The sequence below is a fragment of the Alcaligenes endophyticus genome (assembly GCF_026344035.1).
In the GTDB taxonomy this organism is placed as follows: Bacteria; Pseudomonadota; Gammaproteobacteria; order Burkholderiales; family Burkholderiaceae_B; genus Alcaligenes; species Alcaligenes endophyticus.
Genome location: NZ_JAPKND010000008.1, coordinates 60,818 through 76,143, shown reverse-complemented (window position 1 = coordinate 76,143; position 15,326 = coordinate 60,818). Strand labels below are relative to the sequence as shown.

Annotated in this window: 12 protein-coding genes; 7 read left to right on the top strand and 5 right to left on the bottom strand. The window is 51.4% G+C overall.

Annotation, left to right across the window (positions count from 1 at the left end; translation table 11 throughout):
* The first annotated feature begins 191 nt into the window (after positions 1 to 191).
* On the top strand, positions 192 to 1,400 hold the full coding sequence (locus OSH01_RS13485) for an amino acid aminotransferase (protein WP_266124642.1): 1,209 nt from the start codon (positions 192 to 194) through the stop codon (positions 1,398 to 1,400).
* Between the two features lie 53 nt (positions 1,401 to 1,453).
* Here OSH01_RS13485 and OSH01_RS13480 read toward each other — a convergent pair whose 3' ends face one another.
* Positions 1,454 to 2,419, bottom strand: coding sequence for a LysR substrate-binding domain-containing protein (locus OSH01_RS13480; protein ID WP_266124641.1), 966 nt, complete (start codon positions 2,417 to 2,419; stop codon positions 1,454 to 1,456).
* Between the two features lie 170 nt (positions 2,420 to 2,589).
* Between OSH01_RS13480 and OSH01_RS13475 the strand changes: the two genes are divergently transcribed.
* Positions 2,590 to 3,624: an aromatic ring-hydroxylating dioxygenase subunit alpha gene (locus tag OSH01_RS13475; RefSeq protein ID WP_266124640.1), complete on the top strand. Its 1,035-nt coding sequence runs from the start codon at positions 2,590 to 2,592 to the stop codon at positions 3,622 to 3,624.
* 20 nt (positions 3,625 to 3,644) lie between these two features.
* Positions 3,645 to 4,799 (top strand): FAD-binding oxidoreductase, encoded by a 1,155-nt coding sequence (locus tag OSH01_RS13470; RefSeq protein ID WP_266124639.1) that lies wholly within the window; start codon positions 3,645 to 3,647, stop codon positions 4,797 to 4,799.
* Between the two features lie 59 nt (positions 4,800 to 4,858).
* Here the strand turns inward: OSH01_RS13470 and hutC are convergent, their stop codons facing one another.
* Complete coding sequence (gene hutC, locus OSH01_RS13465; RefSeq protein ID WP_266124638.1) at positions 4,859 to 5,587, bottom strand: histidine utilization repressor; 729 nt, start codon at positions 5,585 to 5,587, stop codon at positions 4,859 to 4,861.
* 189 nt (positions 5,588 to 5,776) lie between these two features.
* Here hutC and hutU point away from each other — a divergent pair, with 189 nt between their 5' ends.
* Both hutU and hutH read left to right on the top strand, forming a co-directional pair.
* A complete protein-coding gene (gene hutU, locus OSH01_RS13460) occupies positions 5,777 to 7,492 on the top strand; it encodes a urocanate hydratase (RefSeq protein ID WP_266124637.1) in 1,716 nt (571 codons plus the stop codon).
* 37 nt (positions 7,493 to 7,529) lie between these two features.
* Positions 7,530 to 9,062, top strand: coding sequence for a histidine ammonia-lyase (hutH, locus tag OSH01_RS13455; RefSeq protein WP_266124636.1), 1,533 nt, complete (start codon positions 7,530 to 7,532; stop codon positions 9,060 to 9,062).
* Positions 9,063 to 9,137: 75 nt separating this feature from the next.
* Here the strand turns inward: hutH and OSH01_RS13450 are convergent, their stop codons facing one another.
* Positions 9,138 to 9,668 (bottom strand): chromate transporter, encoded by a 531-nt coding sequence (locus OSH01_RS13450; RefSeq protein ID WP_266124635.1) that lies wholly within the window; start codon positions 9,666 to 9,668, stop codon positions 9,138 to 9,140.
* Positions 9,665 to 10,249 (bottom strand): chromate transporter, encoded by a 585-nt coding sequence (locus OSH01_RS13445; RefSeq protein ID WP_266124634.1) that lies wholly within the window; start codon positions 10,247 to 10,249, stop codon positions 9,665 to 9,667. The genes OSH01_RS13450 and OSH01_RS13445 overlap by 4 nt, the downstream gene beginning before the upstream one ends.
* A 382-nt stretch (positions 10,250 to 10,631) precedes the next feature.
* On the opposite strand from OSH01_RS13445, the gene OSH01_RS13440 reads away from it, so the two are divergent.
* Both OSH01_RS13440 and OSH01_RS13435 read left to right on the top strand, forming a co-directional pair.
* The gene (locus tag OSH01_RS13440; protein WP_266124633.1) at positions 10,632 to 13,067 is read left to right on the top strand and encodes a 3-hydroxyacyl-CoA dehydrogenase/enoyl-CoA hydratase family protein; all 2,436 of its coding nucleotides are present in this window, start codon (positions 10,632 to 10,634) and stop codon (positions 13,065 to 13,067) included.
* Positions 13,068 to 13,090: 23 nt separating this feature from the next.
* Entirely contained in the window at positions 13,091 to 14,287 is a 1,197-nt protein-coding gene (locus OSH01_RS13435; RefSeq protein WP_266124632.1) for an acetyl-CoA C-acyltransferase, read from the top strand.
* A 53-nt stretch (positions 14,288 to 14,340) separates the two neighbouring features.
* On the opposite strand, the gene OSH01_RS13430 is transcribed toward OSH01_RS13435, so the two are convergent.
* The gene (locus OSH01_RS13430; protein ID WP_266124631.1) at positions 14,341 to 15,324 is read right to left on the bottom strand and encodes an arsenic resistance protein; all 984 of its coding nucleotides are present in this window, start codon (positions 15,322 to 15,324) and stop codon (positions 14,341 to 14,343) included.
* Positions 15,325 to 15,326: the final 2 nt, after the last annotated feature.

Genomic DNA, 15,326 nt, shown 5'->3' with positions numbered 1-15,326 from the left:
AGCAGTTATCTTACCTGTCTCAGAGGATGGCAGTGTGTATAAATGCCGCCTGCTGATTTATATTGATCACCTTAGCTAGGCAAGAGCATGGGGCTCAGGGCGCACTGAGGGGCCTACGTGAGCCCCAGAGTCGTTGGGATGCGTATATGATGATGGTTTGCGTCTCGTTTATTTAAGGTAAGGGAAAATTGATGTTTCAGCATATCAAGGCTTTTGGTGGGGATCCTATTTTTCGTATAGGCGCGGCGTATCAAGCAGATCCGCGTGATGTGAAAGTGAATCTGACCGTCGGCTTATACTACGATGAACAAGGACGTTTGCCCGTGTTGGACGTGGCTCGTCGTGCAGAGCAAGCTTGGGCTGAAAAGAATCTTCCGCGCGGCTATTTACCCATGGAAGGGTTGGCGACTTACCGCGAGCAAGTGCAAAAGCTGATTTTTGGTGCTGATAATAGCGCGTTGGCACAGGGACGCATTGCGACCATACAAACCTTGGGGGGTACTGGGGCACTCAAAGTAGGCGGCGACTTCTTACATCTGGCATATCCTAACAGTGAAATGTGGATTAGCGACCCTGCTTGGGATAATCACCACTCCATTTTCCAAGGTGCGGGTATTCCTACCCATTCTTACCGTTATTACGATGCTCGCACACAAGGGGTAGATTTTGCTGGCCTGATGGCTGATATCCGTGCGCTGCCCGAGCATAGTATTGTGCTGTTGCATCCCTGCTGTCATAACCCTACGGGAGCAGATCTTACAGATGAACAATGGCTAGAGATCATCGATGTATTACGTGATCAGCGGTTAATTGCCTTTATGGACATGGCTTACCAAGGGTTTGGGCGTAGTTTAGATGAAGACGCGTTTGCCATACGCGCCATGGTAGAGGCGGGCCTGACCTTTTTTGTGGCCAGTTCGTTTTCTAAAAACTTCTCCTATTACGCTGAGCGCTGTGGCAGCCTATCGGTGGTGTGTCAAAGTGCCGACGAGGCACAGCGCGTATTGGGGCAATTGCAAGCAGTAGTACGCCGTATTTATTCTAACCCCCCCTCACATGGTGGGCAGGCGATTGCGTCTGTGCTGGCTGATCCCGAGCTATTTGCAGAGTGGCAAGCTGAAGTGGAATGTATGCGTGATCGTATTGCGACCATGCGACGTTTGGCCCATGAGCGCTTGCAAGAGATTGCTCCTAACTACGATAGCAGCTATTTTGTGAAGCAACGCGGTATGTTTTGCTATACCGGTTTGAATTTGGCTCAACTTGAGGCATTGCGCCGCGATCATGCGGTGTACATTATTGACTCTGGCCGTATCAGTATGCCGGGTCTTAACCAAGACAATCTTGAGTATTTTGTGCAAGCTTTGGCTCAAGTGGTGACCGACGATAGCTTGGCGTAACGTTGACACTCATAGGCTGGGCGACCCGACAGGCCCAGCTGCCTTTGTGGTGGCTACGTAAGTGGCCACCGACATTGTGCCTGCTGCAGCATAGATTGATTTGCCGTAGCTTGAAAACGCCCACGGCTAAGCAGCCAGCGGTGAAACTGGCGACTCGATGGGTTCTCAAATGAGCCACTGCGCCAACTGAGTACGTAAGGCCAAGGTAAGGGTAGTGCTAGGGAGAAGGGCAGGATCAGCTTGCCTTGTGCTAGCTCTTGCTGAATCATGGAGCATTGGGCCAATACAAATCCTTGGCCGGCGACTGCCGCATCTATGGCCATATGAGACAAAGAAAAAATTCTGAAACTGTCTAAGGGCTGTGCATCTAACGAGACTAGCGCGGCTTCAAACCATTCCCGCCACGAGGGGGGGGAGGTGAAGCGGGGCTGCCAATCAGACGACAAGAGCGGATAGTTAAGAATATCGCGAGGGTGTTGCAACGAACCTAGGCTACCTAGTAGCTGTGGGCTGCACGCGGGCACCACTAAATCCGTATACAGCTCGGTGTGATTGCTGCTCCGTAACCCAGTTTGGCCGTAGGTGATGCGGAAATCAATATGTTCCGCTTCGAGATCCGGTTCGGCGTGGCTACCTTTAAGATGCAGAGTAAGGAGTGGGTCGTGTTGCTCTTGCCATTCAAATATTAAGGGGGCGACCCATGTTTTCAGTAGGGAAGGCACGGCACTAATAGAAAGCATGCTGGTGTTGCGGGCACGTTCCATTTCTTGCTGTGCTTCACGCAACAGCTCAAAAGCCTGGGTGCACAGTTGATGGTAACGCGTGCCAGCAGCGGTTAAACGTAAGCGTTTACCTTCACGGTAGGTTAGGCTGGTGCCTACCTCTTGTTCGAGTAGTTTGAGCTGTTGGCTGACGGCACCGGGTGTGATTTGAAGCCGCTGTGCCGCCTCTTGGAGGCTTTGGCTATGGCCTAAGGTCTCGAAAATTTCTACGGCGCGTAGGGGAGGAAGGGCGTGCATCAGAGGAAGAGTAAAAAGGGCTGTAGGGTGGAACTTGTATTCTGAAACAGTTTAGATTTTCTAAACGAACAGGCAATAACTCTGTTTATGTTTAAGATTATCATGAAACTAAATAGAGAGGCCGCTATAAACGTGGTCAGTAGACAGTGTTAACTTTGGGGTGAGACATTATGTTTGTACGTAATGCATGGTACGTAGGTGCGTTGGCTAAAGATGTAAATCGTCAGTTATTTCCAGTGCGCATGTTGGGCGAAGATCTCGTTTTGTATCGCCGTGAAGACGGGCAACCCGTGGCACTCGAGGACTCTTGCCCACATCGTCGTCTGCCTTTGTCTAAGGGACGGTTAATTGGTGATCAGGTCGAGTGTGGTTACCACGGCTTAACCTTTGATTGCAGCGGTGCCTGTACTAAGGCCCCAGGAGTGGCCCAGATACCAAAAAGCGCCGTGGTGCGCAGCTATCCCTGTACAGAGCGCTATGGCATGGTCTGGGTGTGGATGGGTGATCCAGCCTTGGCAGACGAGTCTACTTTGATTCATATCGAGGAGTGGGGACACCCGGAGTGGGGGGTGAACAGTGGTGACGCTATGGAGTTAGATTGCAATTATTTATACGTCACCGATAACTTGTTGGACCCCTCTCATGTGTCTTGGGTTCATCAGACCTCATTTGGTAGCGCCGATATTATAGGTTTACCACTAGAGGTTAAAGTGGCTGAAGACGGAGTCACCGTATCGCGTTGGTCGCGCGACGTGGAAGTGGCACCGTTCTACCAAAAATTTGTGAAATTTAGCGGTCGTTGCGACAGAAAACAGCAATACGAGGTGCGCTTTCCCTCGGTTGCGGTGATTCGTGCTATTTTCTTGCCCGCTGGGGCAGGCACGGACGATCCAACGCAGTTTCATCCTGATGTGTTTTTAATGGATTCGTATAACCTGCTGACGCCCATTGATGAAAACAGTACCCGCTATTTCTGGTTTCAGTTACGCAATTTCAGCCCTAATGATCAAGAAGTCTCTTCCATTTTTAATCACGATGTACGCTCTGCCTTCCAAGAAGATAAAGAGGTGTTGGAACAGGTGCATAAAAATCTGAAATTGCGTCCGGCCGCTTTGGACTTGCCGATTGACTCCGGCCCTATGCGGTTCCGTCGTCGTATCAAGCAATTGATCGAAGCAGAACAGGCCGCGGTGGCCCAGGCCTGATTACTAGCGGGAGTAGCATCATGACAGAGCATTATGCAGATTGTGCCATCTCGGCGTCAGACCCTGCTGCAAGCCGCCGTTTCCGCCCTTATCAGGTGGTTGGGCGGCAGCAAGAAAGCCGGTTTATTACCTCTTTTATACTTGAGCCTACGGACGGCCAACCCGTTTTGCCGTTTCAGCCTGGTCAGTATTTGGTTTTTCGTTTTACGGTTAATGGTCAGACGGTGCTACGTAACTATAGTGTGTCGGCAGATTCGGCCGAGCAGGGACAGCTACGTATCTCTGTTAAGCACGAGCAAGCGCCTGTAGGCACCGATTGGCCGGCTGGTGTGGGTTCGAGCTATTTGCATGAACACATCGAAGTGGGCGATAGCTTAACGGCTGCAGGGCCTATGGGTGACTTTGTACTGGACGAACAGTCGGAGCGGCCTGTGGTGTTGCTTAGCGGTGGAGTAGGAATTACCCCTTTGTTATGTATGCTGCAGCGCTTAGTGACACATTCGCAGCGCAAGGTGTATTTCTTGCATGCGTGTGAAAATGGTGATGTGCATGCTTTTGGGCATGAAGTGCAAGCGTTAGCAGAACGGCGTTCTGGGGTCAGTGCGGTTTTTTATTATCGTAGTGCTCGTCAGGCAGATAGCACCTTGCCGTGGTCGTATACAGATGGTGTTATTTCTCGCGAGCATTTACAAACCTTACTGCCTATCGACGATTACGATATGTACTTGTGTGGGCCTAGCGGTTTTATGCAGGCTAACTATTCTTTACTACGTAGTCTGGGAGTGGCTAAAGAGCGTATTCATTACGAGTTTTTTGGGCCGGCGACGGTTTTGGAAACGACACTTGATGCTACCCCCCTATCTACGGCTCCAGCAGCACCTGCCATGGAGTTCACCGCTGATGCGGGCTTAAGCGGTGAAAAGGTAAGGTTCTTGCCTGATGGGCGTGAACTACCTTGGCAAGAAGGTTGTGAGTCTTTATTGGTTCTGGCAGAAGATGCCGGCTTGAGTCCAGACTTCAATTGTCGTGCGGGCCTGTGTAATACGTGTATGTGTACGTTGGTATCGGGAACCGTTGAGTACTTTGAGGAGCCTTTGGATGATGTGCCCGAGGGCAAGGTTTTATTGTGCTGCGCCAAGCCAAAGGGGCCAGTAGTGATTGCCCTACAGCAATAACGTACGGACGAAAGATCAGCCTTCCATTAGCCCAAGTGTTGCGATGACAATGCTTGGGCTTACATGCGTCCCGTAAACTTGTAACGATCACCGGGATGCCACATGCGTGCATGCGAAGTAAAGTGATCATTGGAATAGGTCACCCTATCCATGACGAGGCAGGGCTGTTGCTCGGAAATATGCAAGGCTTGCGCGATAGAGGCAGATGGGGTTTGCACTTCAATGGTATAGAAACCCTTAGGCAGCGGAGCGACTCGCACTAAATACTCATTGGGCGTAATGGTATTCCAGTCTTGGTCCAAATAGTCAGGGGCGATCCGGGCATCCACTGTACGGTCTTCGTACTGTATCGGTATGCCGTTGTCCGCATGCACGATTAAAGAGTGAAATAGGGGCGTATCGATAGGAATGCGGTAATGAGCTGCTTGAATACGATTTGCCTTAAGACGTTTGACGCTGATGACCTGACAAGAGTGCGTGTGACCACGCTCCCTTATTTCTTGGGACACGCTACGTATTTCGATGAGGGTAGACTGAAACTTAGGCTGTGCAACGTAGGTGCCAGAGCCTTTGATGCGGATGAGCAGGTCATCGTTGGTCAATTCGCGCAGTGCGCGGTTGACGGTCATGCGCGATACATTGAATTGTTCGCATAATGCCATTTCTGTAGGGATAAGGTGCCCTTCTTGCCAGACTCCGCTTTGAATTTTATCTAACACGTATTCTTTAATTTGTAGGTAGCTGGGCTGTGCGGTAGTGCGGTGAGGCGAACTGAGTTTACTACTCATACTGCATGCTCCTTGGTAATAGGCGGGAAATAAGGGCTTTCCATAGTATGTATAGACAAAGAAAGTAAATGACTATACATTATGTGTAGGTTACAAGAAATCGCTTGATTTGTCGGCACTCATCTCGCTGGTCGTCATCAAGCCGTACATATACAACGCCGTTTCTAGAGATTATGGAGGAAAACTATCATGCCTACAGATAACGCATCACGGTCTGAGACAGACCCGCGCCATGATGCTAGCCGAGTTATTCATGCCCCTACGGGTTCCACTTTGCATTGCAAGAATTGGATTGCAGAGGCCGCGTATCGCATGATACAGAATAATTTAGACCCTGCCGTTGCTGAAAACCCGCAGAGTCTGGTCGTGTATGGCGGCATTGGCCGCGCTGCCCGTAATTGGGAATGCTACGATCAAATTCTAGCTAGCTTGCGTGATTTGGAAGAAAACGAAACGCTGTTAGTGCAATCTGGTAAACCAGTAGGTGTTTTCCGCACTCATGCTGACGCGCCACGCGTGCTACTGGCTAATTCTAACTTAGTACCTGAGTGGGCCAATTGGGACCACTTCCATGAGCTGGACCGTGCTGGTTTGTTTATGTATGGTCAGATGACGGCAGGTAGCTGGATTTATATCGGTACGCAGGGCATTGTTCAGGGTACTTATGAGACCTTTGCCGAGGCGGGTCGTCAACATTATGGCGGCGACTTGGCTGGCCGCTGGGTGCTGACAGCCGGCTTAGGGGGTATGGGAGGAGCTCAGCCTTTAGCGGCTACGTTTGCAGGCGCTGTGTCGTTAAATATAGAGTGTCAGCAAAGCAGTATTGATTTCCGTCTTCGCACACGTTATTTGGACGTTCAGGCACGTGATTTAGATCATGCCCTAGAGCTGATTGCTCACCACACGGAGCGGAAAGACGCCGTTTCTATTGGTTTACTGGGTAACGCGGCCGATGTGTTGCCGGAGTTGGTGCGTAGAGCTCAGGCTGGAGGCCTGCGCCCAGATTTAGTGACTGATCAGACCTCTGCGCATGATTTGATTTATGGCTATTTGCCGATGGGCTGGACAGTACAGCAGTGGCGTGACGCCCAAGCGGATAATAGTCAGCATGCTCGCTTGCAAAACGAGGCAGCTCGCTCTTGCGCGGTACATGTGCAGGCTATGCTGGATTTCCAAACGATGGGCGTGCCTGTGGTTGATTACGGCAACAATATCCGTCAGGTCGCCTTTGATCAGGGCGTGAAAAATGCATTTGATTTTCCTGGTTTCGTCCCTGCGTATATTCGCCCGTTATTTTGCGAAGGTAAAGGCCCATTCCGTTGGGTAGCCTTGTCAGGTGATCCCGAGGATATTTACAAGACAGATCAGAAAATCAAAGAGCTGTTCCCCGACAACACGCACGTGCACCGTTGGTTGGATATGGCCAGTGAGCGGATTGCGTTTCAAGGTTTGCCAGCTCGCATTTGTTGGTTAGGGTTGGGCGAGCGTCATCTGGCGGGCTTGGCTTTTAACGAGATGGTGCGTACGGGCGAGTTGAAGGCTCCGATAGTCATTGGACGTGATCACCTTGATACGGGTTCGGTGGCGAGCCCCAATCGTGAGACCGAGTCCATGCGCGATGGCACCGATGCGGTGTCTGATTGGCCTTTGTTGAACGCATTGCTCAATACAGCAGGCGGTGCAAGCTGGGTATCGTTGCACCATGGTGGTGGCGTGGGCATGGGTTATAGCCAGCACTCTGGTATGGTGATTGTCGCTGATGGATCGCACGAGGCGGATGCTCGTTTGGCACGAGTTCTGGTGAATGATTGCGGCTCTGGAGTGATGCGGCATGCCGATGCAGGCTATGAACTAGCGATTAAAACTGCCAAAGAGTTTGGCCTTAAATTACCGATGATTAAGTAATACGAGTCGTATTACGCGAACAACACGAGTGTAGATTATGAAAGAAAATCTCGTTATTCAGCCAGGCTCAATGACTTTGGCAGAAATTCGACATATCTGGCGTGGTACCGTGCAATTGAGTTTGCCAGAAAGCGCCGTGTCCGATATGCAAGCCTCGGCAGCGATTGTGCAGAAAATCATCGCTAAAGGTGATCCCGCCTACGGAATTAACACCGGTTTTGGGAAGTTGGCTCAGCAGCGAATCCCTGATGAGGACTTGGAGCAGTTACAGAAGAACCTAATTTTATCTCACTCCGTCGGGGTGGGTGAGCCACTAAGCGCTAATATCGTACGTCTGATTATGGCGTTAAAGGTGGGCAGCTTAGCGCGTGGATTTTCTGGCATTCGACCCAAGGTAGTGCAGACTCTTTTGGATATTTTGAATGCTGGCGTTGTGCCACATATTCCCGCGAAAGGGTCTGTAGGAGCCTCTGGTGATTTGGCGCCATTGTCTCATATGACCTTAACCTTAATTGGTGAAGGGCAAGCTCATTACCAAGGTCAGTGGATGAGTGCCCAGCAAGCCTTACAAAAGGCTGGCATTACGCCTATCGTATTAGAGGCCAAAGAGGGGCTGGCACTAATTAACGGCACGCAAGTATCCACCGCCCTGGCGCTGCACGGCCTGTTCAAAGCGGAGCAGCTATTTGCCAATGCAGTCGTGGCAGGGGCTCTGAGTGTCGATGCGGCTAAGGGTAGTGATGCCCCGTTTGATGAGCGAGTGCATTTGATTCGTGGCCAGCCTGGTCAGATTCATGTGGCTAAGTTGTATCGTCAGCTCCTTGCGGGTAGTGCGATTCGTGCCTCACACGTAGAAAATGATAATAAAGTGCAAGACCCTTACAGCCTGCGTTGCCAGCCGCAGGTCATGGGTGCTGTGTACGATTTATTACAGCAGGCGAGCCAAACCTTATTAACAGAAAGCAATGCCGTCACCGATAATCCTCTAGTGTTTGCGGGGCAAAATGGCGAACCGGATGTTGTGATTTCCGGGGGGAACTTTCATGCAGAGCCGGTTGCCTTTGCCGCCGATATTATCGCCTTAGCGATAGCGGAAATCGGCGCCTTGTCCGAGCGACGAGTGGCGTTGCTGATTGACTCCAGTATTTCTGGTTTACCGCCTTTCTTGGTGCCCTCTGCGGGTTTGAACTCTGGCTTCATGATTGCTCATGTGACCGCGGCGGCCTTGGCATCAGAGAATAAATCGTTGGCTCATCCTGCTAGCGTCGATAGCTTGCCAACCTCTGCCAACCAGGAAGATCACGTCAGTATGGCAACCTTTGCTGGACGTAGGTTGGAAGACATGGCGGAAAACACCGCAGCGATTGTCGCGATTGAGCTCATGTGTGCGGCACAAGGGGTAGATTTCCATCAACCTTTAAAGAGCTCTGAGTCCTTGACTCAAGTGCTGGCGTTGATTCGCGCTCAGGTTCCTTTCTATGATCAAGATCGGTTCTTGGCGCCTGATATCGACGCAGTGACAGACATGGTGCGCGAGGGCGTTTTGGTGCATGTGCTTGATGCTGCCTAAGTCAGTGACGTATAAGTTACTTTAAGTCATACAAAACCGCTGCCTAGGTAGCGGTTTTTTTGTGGGGTATAGCGTTTACAACGTCGGGTGCGCGAGCAGAAAGACTAAGCCGCCCAGACCTAGAAGTAAAAAAGGGCTAACGCGGGTCCATAACAGGGCGCCTGTGCTGAGCAGGGCGACCATCCACGCCCACCAGCCGCCTTCGGCGGCTTGCAAAATAGTGGCGCTTGCCGCCAGAATCATTCCTGCTGCGATAGGAATAAGCCCTGATTCAATGGCCAGGATTAGGCGTGTGCCTTCATAACGCTTCCAAAGGGTGGCCAGCACGTAGATTAGCACGGCCGATGGTAGAAAAATAGCAATAGAGGCCACGATAGCGCCTGCTAGGCCCGCTGTTTTCCATCCCACTAAGGTGACAAAGAGGGACTTAGGTCCAGGGGTGAGGCGCGAGAGCGCAAACAGATCAAGGAACTCTTGCTGGGTGATCCATCCGTGAATTTCTACCGCTTGGCGGTGGATTTCCGGAATGATGCTTTGCCCGCCTCCTATGGTCAGAAAGGATAAGGGGGCAAAGACACGTACAAAAGTGAACAGTATGAGCATCATGGTTTGTCTGCCTCTTGCGGGCCGAGCTTAAGCCAGGCTTGCAGAATCGATAGCGGAGCAAACACTAGCACCACCTTAATAAGGCTGAGTTGTAAAAACACGATGCAAACAAACACGCCCACCATGATCACGCTGGGTAAAAAATCACGGATGACAAAGCGGGCGGAGCGCACACCCATTTCTAGGGCTAAACCTAATGCAGCGGCCGCAATACCGGCCAATAACAAACGTATGTGTTCCGAGGGGCCTATCTGCTCCAAGATAATAACCATCAGAATAGCGACCACCATGGGCGGTACGATCATCCCGAGTGAGGCGATGGCGGCGCCGGGCCCCCCGCGCAGTCGATACCCTATCCAGATAGACAGATTAACGACGTTAATACCCGGTAAGCCCTGTGATAGGGCCAACCCACTAAGAAAGTCGGCTTCGCTAAGTAAACGCCTACGAGTGACAAATTCGCGCATCAACCAACCACTCAGGCCACCACCGAAACTACTGACGCCTATGCGCGCAAAGATAAGAAATATCTCCCACAGCGAGGGGAGGGCAGCTGGGTCTTGGTGGTCAGAATCAGTCACGCGTTAATGGTTAGGGCTAAGTAGTTGAAGTTCGAAGTATGTCTATTTTGGCATAAATACCACCCTGTGCGCCGTGTGTGAGAAACAGCGCAAGAGGAAGAAAAGTTGGCCTTCATAACGTTATGCGTTATAAATTATTATTCAAACAGTTGTTTGGTTCTGTCTGGTGATGGCTTAGGAGCGGGCATAGCGTTGCTTACTTGCTTGGGCGCATGTTGTCATCTTGTTGTGCTATCGCTAAGTAGGGATGTCTGGCAGACTAATACCGTTGTTTCGCAGCCGAATGCTCAGATAGAAGGAAACCTTTGTTGAGGTCGCCCTGAGGCAAGAGTCGTGCTTCAGGTCTGGGCAAGCCCAGTTTTGTTATCTGGAGTCACTAACTATGTCATCGACACAAACCATATCTATGCAGACCGAGGTCAGTACGCGTATACGCAAAGTCGCGGTATGTGGTGCTGGTGTAATGGGGGCACAGATTGCCGCCCATTGTGTGAATGCGGGGATACCCGTTGTCCTGTTTGATTTACCTGCTAGTCAGGCAGATAAAAACGCCATTGTGCATAAAGCCATTGCACAATTAAAAAAACTGAACCCAGCCCCTTTAGGCAGCCTTGCTCTAGCAGAGTTGATCACTCCGGCCAACTACGAGGATGATTTGTCTTTATTGGCGGATTGCGATTTGTTGATCGAGGCGATTGCTGAACGCTTAGACTGGAAACAGGACTTATATCGCAAGTTAGCTCCTGCATTGCAAGAGCATACGATTGTGGCGAGCAATACCTCGGGTTTGTCGATTAGTGCTTTGGCTCAGGTACTGCCCGAGCAATTGCGTCATCGCTTTTGTGGTGTGCATTTTTTTAATCCACCCCGTTATATGAATTTGGTCGAGTTGATTCCTACTAACGAGACAGAACCTGTTCTGCTCGACAAGTTGGAAACTTTCCTCGTTTCGGAGCTGGGCAAGGGAGTGGTACGAGCTAAGGATACACCTAATTTTATTGGTAATCGTATCGGTGTCTTTGGAATTTTGTCTGTTTTTACGCAAGCGCAAAAATTTGGCCTCACTTACGAGCAGGTCGATACGCTTACTGGAACCCGTTTGGGACGTGCTAAATCGGGCACCTACCGTACGGCCGATGTGGTGGGTTTGGATACCTTGGTGCATGTGATTCGCACCATGCAAGATCAATTACCTAACGATAGCTTCAAATCGTGCTTTGCATTACCTGCCGACCTCCAGTACTTATTTGATCACGGTGCGCTAGGCCAAAAGACCGGGGCGGGTTTCTTTCGCAAGCAAGGACGTGACATTTTGCGCTTTGACTTAACGAGTCAACAGTACGTGGCGGCTGATGCAGAGGTCTCAGCCGAAGCATTGGATATCTTGGCTGAGCGAGATCCTGCCAAGAAACTGGCAGCTTTGCGTGCCTCTAGCGACCCCCAAGCTCAGTTCGTGTGGGCCGTATTGCGAGACACCTTGCATTACAGCGCTGTGCACCTAGCACAGATTGCTGATAATGCACGTCAGTTAGACTTGGCCATGAAATGGGGCTTTGGCCATCAACAAGGGCCGTTCGAAATTTGGCAGGCGGCCGGGTGGCGGCAGGTGGCCGATTGGATCAGCGCTGACATTCAAGCGGGCAAAGCCTTGAGTGATCAAGCGTTACCCGACTGGGCTATCCGCGGTCCCGTGTGGGAAGCTCAAGGAGTACATACCGCGGCAGGTTCCTGGAACCCCCATGAGGGGCGTTTCGAAGGACGTAGCAAGTTGCCCGTATACAGCCGTCAACTAGGCGCGCCTTTATTGGTGGGTGAGCAGGCCACGTTAGACACCAAAGTGGTGTATCAGGATGAAGCCGTATTGTGTTGGACACTACCTGCGCCTCATCCCCAAGACGTGCTTATCGTATCCTTTAAAACCAAAATGCACACCTTAAGTCCTGCGGTCGTAGCTGGCGTCGTTAAAGCCGTATCTCTGGCTGAGCGTTCTTATCAAGCTTTGGTAATAGGCCATACGGATGATCCGTTCTCGGCGGGAGCAGATTTAAAAGCGATTTTGCCCGCTTTTGAACAAGGCGGAGCTGCTGCCATCGAGCCCATAGAAAAGGCGATGCAGGACATGGTGCAGCGGGTGCGTTACGCACAAGTTCCCGTCGTTGCCGCGGTAGCGGGTTTGGCTTTAGGTGGTGGGTGTGAGCTGCTTGTACATTGTGCTCACCGAGTCGCCGCTTTTGAGTCGTATATAGGGTTAGTCGAGGTAGGTATAGGCCTAATACCCGGAGCAGGTGGCCTTACTTACGGGGCTCGTCGTGCTGCCGAGCTACAGGCAGCTACCGTTTCCGAGGTGCCTTTGTTGGCGTATCTGAAACGTTTTGCCTTGGCAGCGGCCGGTGCACAAGTGTCTCGATCTGCCATCGACGCGCGTGAGATCGGCTACTTGCGCGAAAGCGATAACATTGTGATGAATCGCAACGAGGTACTGTACGTGGCGGCTCGTCAGGCCAAGGCGATGGCGGAAGCGGGTTGGCGTGCACCGTTGGCTCAGCGTTTCCCGGTAGCGGGGCGGGACGGTATTGCCACCTTAAAAGCCCAGTTGCTGAATATGAAAGTAGGCGGCTATATATCAGATTACGACTTTCGTATTGCCGAACACTTGGCCACGGTATTGTGCGGGGGAGATGTTGACCCAGGCACCCTGGTAGATGAGGCGTGGTTACTGGGCCTCGAAAGACGAGCGTTTCTTGAGTTATTGGCTAATCCTAAAACTCAGGAACGCATTATGGGTATGCTGAAAACCGGTAAGCCGGTACGCAACTGATCAGCCATAGATACGGAGCTCTTATGACACATTTACAGCAAGCTTATATCGTTGCGGCTAAACGTACCGCTATGGGCAAGGCCCCTAAAGGCGGTTTTTCTACATTGCGTCCCGACGAATTATTGGCCAAGACCTTGCAAGGCACCTTGGCGCAAGTCCCTAAGCTAGATCCTGGCTTGATTGAAGATCTCATTGTTGGCTGCGCTTTACCGGAGGGGCCACAAGGTTTGAACGTAGCGAGGGTGTCGGCATTGCTGGCAGGCCTACCGTATACCGTACCCGGTATTACTGTGAATCGTTTTTGCGCCTCGGGCTTAAGTGCGATCGCCATGGCGGCGGACCGTATCCGTACGGGCCAGGCCGATATCATCATGGCGGCAGGGGTGGAGTCCATGAGCCAAGTCCCCGTCATGGGTGTTAATACTACCTTTAGCCCCGAAATTTTCGCTCACCAAGAAAATTACGGTATTGCCTATGGCATGGGCTTAACGGCGGAAGAAGTGGCACGCGAATGGAACGTCTCGCGTGAGGATCAAGACGTTTTTGCTTTAGCCTCGCACGAGAAAGCATTGCAAGCCTGGGATGAAGGTGAGTTTCAGCAAGAAATTTTGCCTATCGAAGTAACTCGCAGAAGTGCTGACTTAGGCACGGGCCAACTTTCTCAGCAGCACTTCACGGTTGAGCGTGATGAGGGGCCGCGTGCCGATACCAGCCTAGAAGCCCTAGCGAAACTGCGTCCCGTCTTTGCGGCCCGTGGCTCGGTCACAGCGGGTAATAGCTCACAAACTTCAGATGGTGCAGGCGCTTTGTTAGTCGTGTCAGAACGCGCACTCAAAGAACATGGACTAACCCCTTTGGCGCGCTTTGTATCGTTTGCGGTGAAGGGAGTCCCCCCCGAGGTGATGGGGATAGGGCCTAAAGTAGCGGTACCTTTAGCCCTGCAGTTAGCGGGGTTAAAACAGGATCAGCTGGACTGGATCGAACTCAATGAAGCCTTTGCTGCACAGTCTTTGGCAGTTATTCGTGACTTGAATCTTAACCCTGAAAAAGTGAACCCCCTAGGGGGAGCCATTGCGATGGGGCACCCTTTGGGGGCGACCGGAGCCATGCGGTCCGCAACGGCAATTCATGCTTTGCAGCGTCATCAATTGCGTTATGCCATGGTAACGATGTGTATTGGTACAGGGATGGGAGCGGCGGGTATTTTTGAGCGAGCCTAATAATATTGGCAAGCACTGTGCTGGCCCCTCAGCATTTTATGGGGCTGGCACATTCAGTCAGTCAAACCTTGCCTAGTACGAGTATGCAAACGCGGCATGACGCGTATATAAACAAGCTCGCTGAGTAACTCTATTAAGGTTTGAGTCACGATAACCACGGCGATACCCGGTAAAGCATGCGAAATGGCTAGGCCAATCGGCAATACCACTAAGGAATTACGGGTAGCGCCGCTGAAAGCAACGGCGCGTGCCTGTGCGGTGGGTAAGGCACAGCGGCGTGCAAGCCACCAACTCAGTGTGGGTGCTAAGACAGCAAATAATAGGTAGGCTGGTATCAGTGATAAGGCCAGCTCTAACGCGAGTTGTAGCTGCGCTAAGGTGGTGGTGATAACTAAAAAGAGCACGCAGGCCGTGGCAGGAACAGGCATGGCGCCTAAACAGTGGTTAATTTTTTGGGCCGCTGTGTAACGCTGCGCGAGGCGCTGGAAAAGTGCGGCAAGTAGCAGGGGACAAGCAATTAACCATAAAAAAGCATCTAGGAATGGTGCCCACGGCAGTTGAGAGCTCATTGCCGTACCTAGAAACAAGTGCAGGTATAGGGGCAATAATAAAATTTGTAACCCTAGTAATAGGGGAGTGGAAACGAGCAAAACGCGCGCATCAGCGCGCCCTAAATGAGCAAACGTAACTACATAATCAATACAAGGCGTTAGTAATACCAGCAAAGCGCCTGTGAGCAGTAGCGGCTCTGTAGGTAACAACGGTAGTAAGCACCAGACTAATAACGGGATGAGTATAAAGTTGCACACCAGTAAGACACCCAGAAAGCGATGGGCTTGTAGTGCGAGTCGTAACTCATGGATGGGCACCTGTAAAAAGGTCACACACAGCATGAAAACTAAAGCGGGCTCTAGGGCAGCTTGCAGATAGGCGATGTTTGGCCAAAGCGTAGACAGTACAGCGCCAACACCTATAAAAACCAAATAAATAACGATTTGGTGCCGTTCGAGCAGCGTGCGCAGGTGGGCTAAAGTCATAG

Coding starts and splice junctions, on each gene's coding strand:
- OSH01_RS13485 (WP_266124642.1), top strand. CDS start 192: ATGTTTCAGCATATCAAGGCTTTTGGTGGGGATCCTATTTTTCGTATA.
- OSH01_RS13480 (WP_266124641.1), bottom strand. CDS start 2,419: ATGCACGCCCTTCCTCCCCTACGCGCCGTAGAAATTTTCGAGACCTTA.
- OSH01_RS13475 (WP_266124640.1), top strand. CDS start 2,590: ATGTTTGTACGTAATGCATGGTACGTAGGTGCGTTGGCTAAAGATGTA.
- OSH01_RS13470 (WP_266124639.1), top strand. CDS start 3,645: ATGACAGAGCATTATGCAGATTGTGCCATCTCGGCGTCAGACCCTGCT.
- hutC (WP_266124638.1), bottom strand. CDS start 5,587: ATGAGTAGTAAACTCAGTTCGCCTCACCGCACTACCGCACAGCCCAGC.
- hutU (WP_266124637.1), top strand. CDS start 5,777: ATGCCTACAGATAACGCATCACGGTCTGAGACAGACCCGCGCCATGAT.
- hutH (WP_266124636.1), top strand. CDS start 7,530: ATGAAAGAAAATCTCGTTATTCAGCCAGGCTCAATGACTTTGGCAGAA.
- OSH01_RS13450 (WP_266124635.1), bottom strand. CDS start 9,668: ATGATGCTCATACTGTTCACTTTTGTACGTGTCTTTGCCCCCTTATCC.
- OSH01_RS13440 (WP_266124633.1), top strand. CDS start 10,632: ATGTCATCGACACAAACCATATCTATGCAGACCGAGGTCAGTACGCGT.
- OSH01_RS13435 (WP_266124632.1), top strand. CDS start 13,091: ATGACACATTTACAGCAAGCTTATATCGTTGCGGCTAAACGTACCGCT.
- OSH01_RS13430 (WP_266124631.1), bottom strand. CDS start 15,324: ATGACTTTAGCCCACCTGCGCACGCTGCTCGAACGGCACCAAATCGTT.